At 45.3% G+C, this 11899-nt stretch carries 10 protein-coding genes and 1 pseudogene; 8 read left to right on the plus strand and 3 right to left on the minus strand.

The genetic code is table 11. From position 1 onward, the window contains the following. Positions 1-33: 33 nt before the first annotated feature. The 3 genes from mobC to mobA are packed head-to-tail and all read right to left on the minus strand — an operon-like array spanning position 34 to position 3732. Positions 34-2037, minus strand: a complete 2004-nt coding sequence (mobC, locus tag ONT18_RS07385; protein ID WP_264904743.1) for a conjugal transfer protein MobC — start codon at positions 2035-2037, stop codon at positions 34-36. Between the two features lie 37 nt (positions 2038-2074). Beyond that, the gene (locus tag ONT18_RS07390; protein ID WP_264904745.1) at positions 2075-3328 is read right to left on the minus strand and encodes a relaxase/mobilization nuclease domain-containing protein; all 1254 of its coding nucleotides are present in this window, start codon (positions 3326-3328) and stop codon (positions 2075-2077) included. After that, positions 3313-3732, minus strand: a complete 420-nt coding sequence (gene mobA / locus ONT18_RS07395; RefSeq protein WP_032856281.1) for a conjugal transfer protein MobA — start codon at positions 3730-3732, stop codon at positions 3313-3315. The genes ONT18_RS07390 and mobA overlap by 16 nt, the downstream gene beginning before the upstream one ends. 729 nt (positions 3733-4461) lie before the next feature. Here mobA and ONT18_RS07400 point away from each other — a divergent pair. The 8 genes and pseudogenes from ONT18_RS07400 (at position 4462) to ONT18_RS07435 (ending at position 11882) form a co-directional block, all read left to right on the plus strand. Continuing rightward, complete coding sequence (locus ONT18_RS07400) at positions 4462-5217, plus strand: ParA family protein (protein WP_264904748.1); 756 nt, start codon at positions 4462-4464, stop codon at positions 5215-5217. A gap of 5 nt (positions 5218-5222) precedes the next feature. Next, entirely contained in the window at positions 5223-5741 is a 519-nt protein-coding gene (locus tag ONT18_RS07405; RefSeq protein ID WP_264904750.1) for a DUF3408 domain-containing protein, read from the plus strand. Between the two features lie 11 nt (positions 5742-5752). Further along, positions 5753-6097: a DUF3408 domain-containing protein gene (locus ONT18_RS07410; protein WP_134844502.1), complete on the plus strand. Its 345-nt coding sequence runs from the start codon at positions 5753-5755 to the stop codon at positions 6095-6097. A 19-nt stretch (positions 6098-6116) separates the two neighbouring features. Continuing rightward, on the plus strand, positions 6117-6779 hold the full coding sequence (locus ONT18_RS07415; protein WP_264904753.1) for a hypothetical protein: 663 nt from the start codon (positions 6117-6119) through the stop codon (positions 6777-6779). Between the two features lie 155 nt (positions 6780-6934). Further along, positions 6935-7240, plus strand: a complete 306-nt coding sequence (locus ONT18_RS07420; protein WP_072542313.1) for a DUF4134 domain-containing protein — start codon at positions 6935-6937, stop codon at positions 7238-7240. Positions 7241-7260: 20 nt separating this feature from the next. Continuing rightward, on the plus strand, positions 7261-7587 hold the full coding sequence (locus ONT18_RS07425) for a DUF4133 domain-containing protein (RefSeq protein WP_118255670.1): 327 nt from the start codon (positions 7261-7263) through the stop codon (positions 7585-7587). After that, positions 7584-9509: pseudogene (locus ONT18_RS07430) on the plus strand (TraG family conjugative transposon ATPase); the annotation flags it as partial. The gene ONT18_RS07425 and the pseudogene ONT18_RS07430, both read left to right, overlap by 4 nt. A 561-nt stretch (positions 9510-10070) precedes the next feature. Further along, positions 10071-11882, plus strand: a complete 1812-nt coding sequence (locus ONT18_RS07435; RefSeq protein WP_264904756.1) for a reverse transcriptase/maturase family protein — start codon at positions 10071-10073, stop codon at positions 11880-11882. Positions 11883-11899 lie beyond the last annotated feature (17 nt).

Here is an 11899-nt window from a genome sequence, read left to right on the forward strand (position 1 = left end):
CAGTGAAGATTTGTTCCACTGCCTTTGCCGTTTTTATTTCTGTATCAAGTGTTTCAAATTCTCGTCAGCAGCGATGCGCTCCAGTTCGTCCTTGACAATCTGCTTGACATCCTCCTTTATCTGATTGTAGTTGTCTTGAATAGCTTGCTTCATGCAGTCATTGCCATTGGCATCCTTGAAGTCGTTGATGATAGGGATAGGCTGATAATGGCTTTCCTCTCGCTTTACCTTGTCGGTGTCAACGACAATCTCGGCATGGAAGATCTTCTGCTCTATGCGTTCGGTGAAGTTGTCGGAAACAGAGCCGACAAACATACCTTGGGTGAGTCCGCTAATCTTGCTTGGCGGAATGAGACTGTCCATCTGGGTATTGATGGATGTAGAGACATCCTGACGGTTGATGGAAATAGACTGGCGCTTTTGGAGCACCTTGCCGAAACGCTCGGATAAAGTCTTGGCGGTTTCGCCAACGACTTGTCCGCTGAAGATATTACCAACGGTATTGATAACCACCTTAGCCTCCTTGTCTCCATAATCGCGAAACAACTGCGAGAAGTCCTGAAAACCCAGGCAGACGGCAACCTTGTTGCTTCGTGCCGTAGCAATCAGATTATCCAAGCCTTTGAAATAGATAGTCGGCAACTCGTCAATGATAACGGATGATTTGAGTTGTCCCTTCTTGTTGATGAGTTTCACGATGCGGCTGTTGTACAAACCGAGTGCAGCACCATAAATGTTCTGACGGTCGGGATTGTTGCCGACACATAGAATCTTCGGTTCTTCGGGATTGTTGATGTCGAGTGTAAACTCGCTTGCGGACATTACCCAGTAGAGTTGTGGTGAGATCATTCGTGACAACGGAATCTTTGCGCTGGCAATCTGACCCGCCAACTGCTCCATCGCTCCACCTTGCCAGGCATCCATGAACGGAGATAGGTAGTTCTCCAGTTCGGGATAGCTCGTCAGTATCGGAAAGACATCCTCGTATCTGCGATTGAGTAGTTCGATGGCATGGGGAAAGGTGCAATACTTTCCGTTCTTGTAGATGCGTAAGTACCAGATGATGGCTGCAAAGAGGATAATCGGACTCTCCACGAAGAAGTCGCCCTGCTTCTGAACCCACGTCTTGTTGAGATTGAGCATGATGGTGTATGCACTCTCATAGGCATCGGAAATGTCACTCATGAAATCCGGGTGAATCGGATTGCAGCGATGACTTCTGCGAGGATCATCAAAGTTGATGACATAGAACTGGGGCTTGACCTTATATCCATTCTGATGGTTCATCATGTGGTTGTAGGCAATCGTAGAAAGGTCGGGAAACTTGAAATCATAGATATACATTGAATACCCCTTCTCTATCTGCTGTTTGATGTAGTTGTTCACTACAGCAAAAGACTTGCCACTACCCGGTGTACCTAACACGATGGTGGCTCGGAACGGATTGACCACGTTGATCCATCCTCTCTGCCATTTTTTCTTGTAATAGAATCGTGTTGGCAGATTGACGGAATACTCGTTCTCCATGAGTTTGGTCTCCTGCATGAAGCTCTCGTTCTCATTATTGAAGACATCCTCCATGAGGTTGTGTTTCAAAAGTCTGCTCATCCAAAGTCCTCCCATCAACAGGCAGATATAACCCGCTGTCATTGTAAATATGTACAGCGTGGCATTGCCCAAATTAGATATAGGCAACAATAATATCCACCAGTTGAGGAAGAACAGACAGAAGCCTACGGCAAGAACCGTCCAAATCTTGCTCCAACTCATCTTCTCTGCCTTTACGCCCTTGGTTCCAAGACATGAGAGTGCCAAGAGTAAAAGCGAGAACAACTTTGTGTAGAGGATAGAATGAAACAAACCACCTGTACGGTTGAAGTTGATCAGGATTCTGTCAACCACCCCGATTGTCACTCCCCAAATGTGCATTGCCTCGTAGCAATACCAATATACATTCATAATTGCGAGTATGATACTCACAGCACGGAGAAAATCCATTATTTTTCCCAATGCTCTCAAATCGTCTTCTTGTGCCATTGTTTTTCTGTTTTGAAGTTATACCTTGATAATACGATTAAAGGTTTCTCCCTTTTCGTTTCTTTTTCTTTCTGCGTAACTCTCTATCGAATGCTGTTTCCTGTGCCTCGTTGGAAGAACCATTCCCTGCCATAAGTCCAAGACCGCTGCCGTACTCATCGAACAAGCCAGAACCTTGAAGTTCCTGCTCCAAGCCAGAGTCTTTTTCTTTTGGAATGGTAAGCGGTATTGGCTGCTCGTTCTCGTAAGGCAAGGTGAAGTGCTCCTGCATGGCATTGGCAGAAAGATTCGTTCCAAGCCTTGAACCATTGAACACGCTTTGGGTGCGGTGGTCAATGAATGTTGCTCCGTAGATACGGCCGTCAGCTGTATGGCGGAAAACAACATCAATGCCCTTTGCTTTCAGCAGTTCTATGAACTTATCCTTATGGTACGTCTGCTTCAAGACAGCTTCCACGCTATGACGGGTCATCTCGGAGAGTTTCTTTTCCTCCTTGAACTTCTTGGTAGAATAAGCGAACCGTTTTTCTATTGCCTCCACACCGACAGACTTATCAATCTTGGAAGCCTTGAAAGGATTTCCAACTTTGTTGCCCTGCCCGTCCGTGGCAGAATAGACGAAACCATGATACTCACGATCGCCAACTTCGCCTCTGACCTCCTCCAAGGATATATTATATAAGGAAAGAAGTGCACGGTATTCGCCTAAGGACTGGAACATGTAGGTGACGCAGAGTGATTTCACAGTATTGGCAACCTGCTTCTTCACATAGCCTTGGCTTACATCCACCTTACGGAGTGGATTGTCTGCCTGGCATTGCTTGCGGTCTGCCTTGTTGAGATTGTACTTCTCCTCCAAGTCACTGGTGATAGCCTTGCTCCTGTGGTAGTTGTATCGGCTATCCAAACACTTGCCGTTCTCATCCACCCGGATGGTCACGATGTGCATGTGGTGACGGTCAATGTCCTCATGCTTGTAAACCATATATGGCTGGTTGCCATATCCCATGCGCTCCAAGTATTCACGGGCAATATTCTCCATCTCCATATCCGTCAGCACATCATCAGGATGCGGATTCAGGGAGATATGCACGACAGGCTTCTCTGTTCTGATGTGCGGAGAAAGGTATCGCTGGAAATCACGCAGTGCGTTGGTGATGCTTGTCTTTCCAGAACAATCATCGAAGATCTTGTTTGTAGCCAAGAGTTTTCCTTCTTCCTTGTTAATCTTCTCACCATTGTATGCCAGTGCGCCATACAATGAACTTCCGAAACTTATCTTTGCGACCATCTTTCCTCAAACTTACGGGTTAGTTCAACAATCTCACGGGTAAGAGAGACCAGTTCCCTGGTGCAATTCTCCAGCTTATAGAGCAAAGCCATCGCCTTTTTCTCTGAGAAATGACAACGGAGTTCCTTGACAACCTGGTTGTAGTTGTTGCCAATCATTCGGTACTGCGAGTGAAAAGAGGAAAGCTTGGTGTAGTATTCCACCAGTGTCTTGTCCTCTCGCAACACCTTGAACGGCTCGCCGAAAATGCGTGCCTTGGCAAAGACGGCTTTCGCCTTCACGTCAGTCTGCTCATACATGACGAGGAATTTCATCCACTCGTCATCGTCGAACCGAAGCATCACATGGTGCGACTTCGGGTTCAGCTTGGGGATTCGTCCCCCTCGTTTTCTTTCTGTGTTCATATTAAAATGGATTAAGTGGTACATGCGGCAATAATGGAATTGCACAAACTATCGTCAGATTGGAACATGGGGAGCCCGACTTCGGAGAGGCTACCAACCCGGAAGGGCAAGGTCTTTGGAGAGTAACTCCAAAGGTTTTGAGTAACTCAAAACATACCTTGCTATGTCTTTGAGGACATAAAAATCCGCTTAGGATGGATTGAAGTTAGCCTTCGTAAGAAGCTGTCCCCATCCCGAATGGAAACGGTTCGGGAAATTCTGTCCTTTGCGGAGCATCAAGCCTTAGTTCTTCTCGGAACGATATGGATTCGCTATCCATCGCTTTGCCTTTCGAGTGCAAAATTACAGCAATAAAGTGTTGGAAATGAACGTTTTCGAGTGCCACGGACGACACTTCAGTGCCACGGACTGCCACTTGATTTGAAAACCATTGTTTTTCGGATTTTTCGTTGTTATTTTGCAGCGTGATTCAGATGAATCGGTGTTCATTGGGATGCTTAATTTACTGTATGGAAGACTATGCGGAGGAACATTTGGATGTTCGGAGAGACACGCAATAACAACCGCACAGAACCACTTGAATAATTCATAGGATGAACAAGTATTTGAATATTCATTTGAACACTTATGTGAACAACAATACGTTCAAACGCTTAAACGGAGAGGTGGACGTTCAGAACGGCAACCAACCCAACAAAACAATGTATAATAATCCAAATAGGCAAAAAAATGGAAAAGACAAAGTATGTGGCATTCTCCACCCAAAAAGGAGGCGCAGGAAAGACGACACTCACGGTACTCGTGGCAAGTTACCTGCATTATGTGAAGGGCTACAATGTGGCAATTATTGATTGCGACCACCCTCAGTACAGTATCAGCGGTATCCGTAGCCGTGATACGGAAGCAACCGTCAAGGACGCACATTACAAGAAGATGGCTTATGAGCAAATCAAGAAGTTGAACAAAAAGCCGTATCCTGTAACAAAAAGCAAGGCAGAGGATGCCTTGGAGGTTGCCGAGAAGATGAAGGCAAAGCACCCTACATTGGACTTCATCTTCTTTGATTTGCCAGGAACCGCAAACAACAACGATGTGATTTGCTTGGTTTCCAAGATGAATCATATCTTCACGCCGATTATAGCAGACCGTGTGGTATTGACAAGTTCCATCGGATATGCCAAGACTATCAATGAGGCGTTCATCACCATCGGAAGGGGCAACGTCAAGAGCATTCATCTTGTCTGGAACATGGTGGATGGTCGTGAAAAGACGGAACTGTATGATACCTACGAAAAGGTATTCGCAGAGCATGCACTTTCTGTATTGAAGACATTTTTGCCAGACAGCAAGCGTTTCCGCAAGGAGACTGGCAATGAGAGAAAAGCGGTATTTCGCTCTACAGTGTTTCCCGCAGACAAGAGCCTTGTAAGAGGAAGTAATCTTGACAAGTTGGTGGACGAAGTATTAACAATCATCAAAACATAAGTAACATGGCAAAAAAGACAAAAGCAGAGGAAGAGTATGCCGACCTTGTCATACAGTCCTTGGTTCAAGAAGACTACAGCGTTTCAAAGCCTGTTAAAAGTGCTGCTACATCCAATGAGTCGCAAGACATGGAAGACAAAGGTGATGCACAAGAAGCAGATGGCGCAAAAGTGGATAAAAAATCTACCTCTACAGAAAAGAATGTGGCGATAGCAACTCCACAAGTTCCACAAAATAGAAAGAACAAGACGAAGGATATTGCAGTAAACAAGGAATGCATTGTGAAACGTGACTATGAGGAATCCTTTATGCGAGAGTCGGGAATGACGGCACGCAAAGGAAAGCAAGTCTGCATCCGCAGTAACTTCCATGACCGCATCATGAAGTTGATACAAGTCATCGGCAAGAACGAGGTGACGATAGCCAGCTACATCGACAATGTGTTGGCATCTCATTTCGAGGACTATCAAGAGGATATTGCCGAGTCTTTCGGCAAGCATATCAAGACATTCACTAACATATAAAAATAAGAGACATGAAACAGACAAAGAAGAATTATGGTAAAAAGCCAACGACAACAGTAAGCAAGCAGTCCACTAATGGAAACAAGGGAAATGCACTCCGTAACAGATACACGGAGAAGTTCATACGTCCTACCGAGTTTCCTGCTCGTTCTGGAAGAATGACCTATATTCGCAAGGACTATCATCATATTATTGCGAATATGATACCTCTCATCAGTGATGGAACCGTGTCCATAGCAAGCTACATTGACCATGTTCTGACGGAACACTTCAAGCAATATGGCACAGTGATAGACGAGATGTATTTGGAAAAGCAGCGAACATCTACGAGCGTTAGTGCTTTTGTGGGCAAATAACCTATCGAAGTGTAAGCCTATGGAGAATGTTTTTATCATATTGCTGGTATTGTTCAACTTTTGGACAATATGGTTCTTTATGAGAGAGGAAAAGGAGCGATGTCTGCCGAAAGAGGGAAAAGGTGAAGAAACAAAACCACCGATAGACCCTTATGAGTTTGTTCCCAAGAGCCAGTATCAGTATAAGCCTCCCTTGAAAGAAAATAAGGACGAGGATAAGACAGAAAGCAATATGTCCGAGCCAGTGAAAGAGGAAGATGTAACTTTTGAGGAAACACAACAAGAGACAAAATCCTCTGCTCAGATTCCTGACGAAGACTTGGATGAAACTTTCAAGGATTGTCGAATAGAGGATGTACCGACAGAATATTCTGACGAGGACGAGGGTGATGTTCCACGAGCCAAGGGTAAATCCTTTGAGGACATAGACCTTGCTGTCCGCACGGTGAAAAAGCCAAAGGCATCCAAGGCAGAAATGGTACAGGCTGGAGAAGTGTTCAAAGATTTGGATGGAACGGAACTGTTCGCACGGATGATCAATGACGAGAAACTGTTTATGCAGATAGAGGCATCCATAAACATTGCCGTCCAAGCGATGAATGAAAAAGATACGGTGGAGGAAAACATCAGTTCCCGGTTGCCTGACAATTATGAGGACTTCAATATCCTCGATTTTGTGTAACATAAAAAAGTACAAGACAATGAAAAAGAAAGACTACGGCTAAAATCTCAGCTCGCCACTGAATCCACAAGTCGGCATCATGCCGCATAAGTAAACAAAAGTATCAACCGCCAGCCGGGACTATCCAATCCCCAAGGCACAGACAAAAAAGATTTATGAACAAGAAAAACAGAATCATTCTTCTCGCTGCGATGATTTTCGCAGCCGTATCCCAGACATTCGCGCAAGGCAACGGACTTGCAGGTATCAACGAAGCAACAAGTATGGTGACCTCCTACTTCGACCCAGGCACGAAGCTCATCTACGCCATCGGTGCCGTGGTGGGTCTCATCGGAGGCATCAAGGTGTATGGCAAGTTCTCATCTGGCGACCCCGACACGAGCAAGACTGCCGCAAGCTGGTTCGGAGCCTGCATCTTCCTCATCGTGAGCGCAACCATTCTCCGCTCGTTCTTCTTATAATATAATAAGGTATAAGACTTATGGCTGACTACCCAATCAACAAGGGCATCGGTCATTCGGTTGAGTTCAAGGGACTGAAGGCACAGTACCTCTTCATCTTCGCAGGTGGACTGCTTGCCGTCTTCTTCCTTGTGGTAGTCCTCTATATGGCAGGTGCGGACCAACTGGTCTGCATCGGCTTGGGTCTCACGCTCGGATCATTGCTTGTATGGGGAACATTCCACCTGAACAACAAGTACGGAGAGCATGGACTGATGAAGCTCCTTGCCTCCAAGAGCCACCCACGCTATATCCTCAACCGAAGGAAAACAAACCGAATGTTCAAACATAAAAAGAAAGAAGAATGAGAAATATCAGAAAATCAAGCACCCTTGAAAGCAAATTCCCGTTGCTTGCCGTGGAGCAAGGCTGCATTATCTCCAAGGATGGCGACATCACGGTCGCCTACGAGGTGACACTCCCCGAAATCTTCACGGTTACATCGCAGGAGTATGAGTCGGTACATGCCGCATGGTGCAAGGCTATCAAGGTGCTGCCCGACTACAGCATTGTCCACAAGCAGGACTGGTTCGTGAAAGAGAACTATGCGCCGGACTTGCAGAATAGCGACATGAGCTTTCTGTCAAGAAGCTATGAGCGACACTTCAATGAGCGTCCTTACCTGCATCACCAGTGTTACCTGTTCCTTACCAAGACCTCCAAGGAGCGCATGGCACACCAGAGCAATTTTTCCACCTTGTGCCGTGGGCATATCATCCCCAAGGAAATCAAGGACAAGGAAACGGTCGCAAGATTCCTCGATGCCGTGGAGCAGTTCGCAAGAATCATCAACGACTCCGGCTATATCTCCTTACGCAGACTGACGGATGATGAAATCACAGGCACGGAACGGACAACCGGACTTGTTGGCAAGTACCTCTCGCTCTCCACGGAGAACGTGCAATGTTTGGAGGACATGGAATTGTCTGCAAGTGGTATGCGTATCGGAAACAAACACCTATGCCTTCATACCTTGTCGCAAACGGAAGACCTGCCAACGGAAGTATCTACGGACAACCGCTTTGAGCGATTGTCAACTGACCGAAGTGACTGCCGTCTGTCCTTTGCCGCTCCAGTTGGCTTGCTGTTGTCCTGCAACCATATCTATAACCAGTATGTATTCATAGACAACAGTGACGAGACCTTGCAGAAGTTCGAGAAAACCGCCCGTAACATGCACTCGCTGTCAAGGTACAGCCGACAGAACGCCATCAACAAGGAATGGATTGACGAGTATCTGAACGAGGCTCACTCACAAGGCTTGCAGTCTGTCCGTGCCCATTTCAATGTCCTGGCATGGGGCGAGGATATGGAAGAGTTGAAGCATCTTCGCAATGATGTGGGCAGTCAGTTGGCAAGCATGGAATGTGTGCCACGCCACAATACGGTGGATTGTCCGACATTATTCTGGGCAGCGATACCCGGCAACGAGGGGGATTTCCCGTCAGAGGAGAGTTTCCATACCTTCATTGAGCAGTCAGTGTGCCTCTTCACGGAGGAAACCAACTATATGGATTCTCCCTCACCGTTCGGCATCAAGATGGCAGACCGCATCAGTGGCAAGCCGCTGCACATTGACATCTCGGACTTGCCGATGAGAAAAGGCGTGACAACCAACCGCAACAAGTTCGTGCTCGGACCATCGGGAAGCGGGAAGTCCTTCTTCATGAACCACCTCGTCAGACAGTATTACGAGCAAGGCACGCATGTGGTCTTGGTGGATACGGGAAACTCCTACCAGGGACTCTGCGAGATGATCAACAGAAAGACAGGCGGAAAGGATGGTATCTACTATACCTATACGGATGAGAGTCCCATCTCATTCAATCCCTTTTTCACCGAGGATAAGGTCTTTGACATCGAGAAGCGAGAAAGCATCAAGACATTGCTCCTGACACTTTGGAAGAAGGACAACGAGCCTGCCACACGAGCGGAAGAGGTCGCCTTGTCGAATGCCGTGTCGCTCTACATCGGTAAACTGAAAGAGGAAAACGACATCGTTCCATGCTTCAATACCTTCTATGAGTTTGTGGGAACGGAATACCGCAAGGTGCTGGAAGAAAAGAAAGTCCGTGAGAAAGATTTTGATATAGACGGATTCCTCAACGTGCTGGAACCTTACTACAAAGGTGGCGAATATGACTATCTGCTTAACTCAGACAAGGAGCTTGACCTGCTGCACAAGCGGTTCATCGTTTTCGAGATAGATTCCATCAAGGGTGCGCCCGTCAAGGCTGCATAAATAACTATTCCATTAGCAAGGAATTAGGCAAGTGTACATTGAAAAGACCTATCATCCGCCTACTTATCCATTCAACGAAAGACGATGGGGAGTGTAGCATGTAGGAAATCCATAAGTCAATCAGCTATCAGATTGCGACTGAATGGTGGGATGAAAAGATAGACAAAGGATAAAATCTATACTGATTGAATGATAGTCCAAGCGGTATCTGCGCGTACCTGCAACGTAAGATAGCTAAACTCGTTGTATCGTGACACTCATTTTCCAGTCTTTGAGGAGAATAGAGCATGTACTTGTCACGACGCATCTGCAATAAGCAGAAAAGGACGAAAGTCATATCCTCCTGTCTATCAGGCAAGAGTTATTATGCAAGCAAACGGGGATTGCCTAAATCGGAAAGCCACTTGTAAGGCTATGAGGTGCAGACCTCTGAATATCTGACAAGGCAACGGAGCCTCCGTAGTAGTCCGAGCAGGATAATGACCTGCACATGGCAAAGGGAGGCAGTTAATTCTTTTAATACAATTAATGAAAAATGTGTGAGACATTATGAGAAATTCAGAAAGAGTATTAAACAGTCTGGCTATACACAGCCGACAACCGAACTATAAATTTGAGCGGCTTTACCGCCTGCTCTTCAATGAACAGATGTACTATGCTGCCTATCAGCGCATTTATGCAAAGGAGGGTAACATGACCAAGGGGGCAGACAACGCCACCATTGACCACATGAGTATATCACGCATTGAAAAACTGATAATTTCGTTGAAAGACGAGTCATATCAGCCCATACCGTCAAGGAGAGTTTATATTCCCAAGAAGAATGGGAAGAAACGACCTCTTGGCATACCCACATTCAACGACAAACTTCTGCAAGAAGTTGTCAGAATGATTTTGGAAGCGATATATGAAGGTAGCTTTGACAACAATTCCCATGGTTTTAGACCCAAGCGAAGTTGTCATACAGCCTTGCAACAAATTCAAAAGTCATTCAATGGGACACGTTGGTTCATAGAAGGGGACATCAAAGGCTTCTTTGACAATATCAATCATAACACATTGATAGACATTTTAAGGAAGCGAATTGACGATGAGCGTTTTCTTCGATTGATACGCAAGTTCCTCAATGCGGGATTTATTGAAAATTGGGTATTCAACAAAACATATAGTGGCACGCCACAAGGTGGAATAATCAGCCCGATATTGGCAAACATCTACCTTGACCAACTTGACACTTATATGCGTGAATACATCCAAAAATTCAACAAGGGCAAGGAAAGATCAGACAATCCCGAAAGGGTGAAATTTGAGTACGGCAAAAGTCGTGCAGTGTTGAAACTCAAAGCGGTAACAGACAGGGAAGAGCGCAAATCCATAGTCAAAGAAATAAAACACTTTGATAAGGAAAGAGCAAAAATTCCTTGTGGTGTGGATATGGATGCAAATTTCAGACGCCTAAAATATGTACGGTATGCAGATGATTTTCTGTGTGCTGTCATTGGAACAAAGAAAGAGGCGGAAGCCATCAAGCAGGACATCAAAAAGTTCCTTGCCGAGAAGCTTTCGCTTGAACTTTCAGATGAGAAGACACTCATTACACATGGAAGAAAGTCTGCAAAGTTCCTCGGCTATGAAATCTATATCCGCAAATCTGTATTGACCAAGAGAAACAAGGCTGGCAGATTGACAAGACCCTTTAATAATAAGGTGTACTTGAAGATGCCGACGCAAGTGATTAGAAAGAAACTCCTTGACTATGGTGCATTGGAGATAAAGATGCACAATGGAAAGGAGTTTTACAAGCCTAAGCACCGACCATATCTCATCAACAGTGATGACTTGGAAATCTTGGAAAGATACAATGCTGAAATAAGAGGTATCTATAACTTCTATTCAATAGCAAACAATTGTCATTCGCTTCATACATTCAAGTATATCATGGAGTATAGCATGTACAAAACCTATGCGTCCAAGTATAGAAGTTCTGTAGTGCAAATCTGCAAGAAATACAAGAAAGACGGAGTGTTCACAGTAAGCTATAAGAACAGAAAAGGACAAACCTTAAAGAGGCAGTTTTACCACGATGGGTTCAAGCGTAAGAAACAAGAATATGGAGATTGCTATGACAGATTACCTGTTCAATACTTTTACCACGGAACAAGTCTTATCGACAGATTAAAGGCAAACCGTTGTGAATTGTGTGGAAAGGAAAACGTAAAACTTGATATGCACCATGTGAGAAAACTCAAAGACCTTCAAGGAAAGGAAGATTGGGAACGCCACATGATTGCACGCAAGCGTAAGACGATAGCTTTATGTCGTAGCTGCCATAAGAAAGTCCATTACGGTAGTATAGACTGATAGAATTAATGGAGAGC

Source organism: Segatella copri, from assembly GCF_026015295.1.
In the GTDB taxonomy this organism is placed as follows: Bacteria; Bacteroidota; Bacteroidia; order Bacteroidales; family Bacteroidaceae; genus Prevotella; species Prevotella copri_C.

Excerpts from the sequence above, each read along its gene's own strand:
- ONT18_RS07405 (WP_264904750.1), top strand. The coding sequence starts at position 5,223 with ATGGCAAAAAAGACAAAAGCAGAGGAAGAGTATGCCGACCTTGTCATA.
- ONT18_RS07420 (WP_072542313.1), top strand. The coding sequence starts at position 6,935 with ATGAACAAGAAAAACAGAATCATTCTTCTCGCTGCGATGATTTTCGCA.
- mobC (WP_264904743.1), bottom strand. The coding sequence starts at position 2,037 with ATGGCACAAGAAGACGATTTGAGAGCATTGGGAAAAATAATGGATTTT.
- ONT18_RS07390 (WP_264904745.1), bottom strand. The coding sequence starts at position 3,328 with ATGGTCGCAAAGATAAGTTTCGGAAGTTCATTGTATGGCGCACTGGCA.
- ONT18_RS07400 (WP_264904748.1), top strand. The coding sequence starts at position 4,462 with ATGGAAAAGACAAAGTATGTGGCATTCTCCACCCAAAAAGGAGGCGCA.
- ONT18_RS07435 (WP_264904756.1), top strand. The coding sequence starts at position 10,071 with ATGAGAAATTCAGAAAGAGTATTAAACAGTCTGGCTATACACAGCCGA.
- ONT18_RS07410 (WP_134844502.1), top strand. The coding sequence starts at position 5,753 with ATGAAACAGACAAAGAAGAATTATGGTAAAAAGCCAACGACAACAGTA.
- ONT18_RS07425 (WP_118255670.1), top strand. The coding sequence starts at position 7,261 with ATGGCTGACTACCCAATCAACAAGGGCATCGGTCATTCGGTTGAGTTC.
- mobA (WP_032856281.1), bottom strand. The coding sequence starts at position 3,732 with ATGAACACAGAAAGAAAACGAGGGGGACGAATCCCCAAGCTGAACCCG.
- ONT18_RS07415 (WP_264904753.1), top strand. The coding sequence starts at position 6,117 with ATGGAGAATGTTTTTATCATATTGCTGGTATTGTTCAACTTTTGGACA.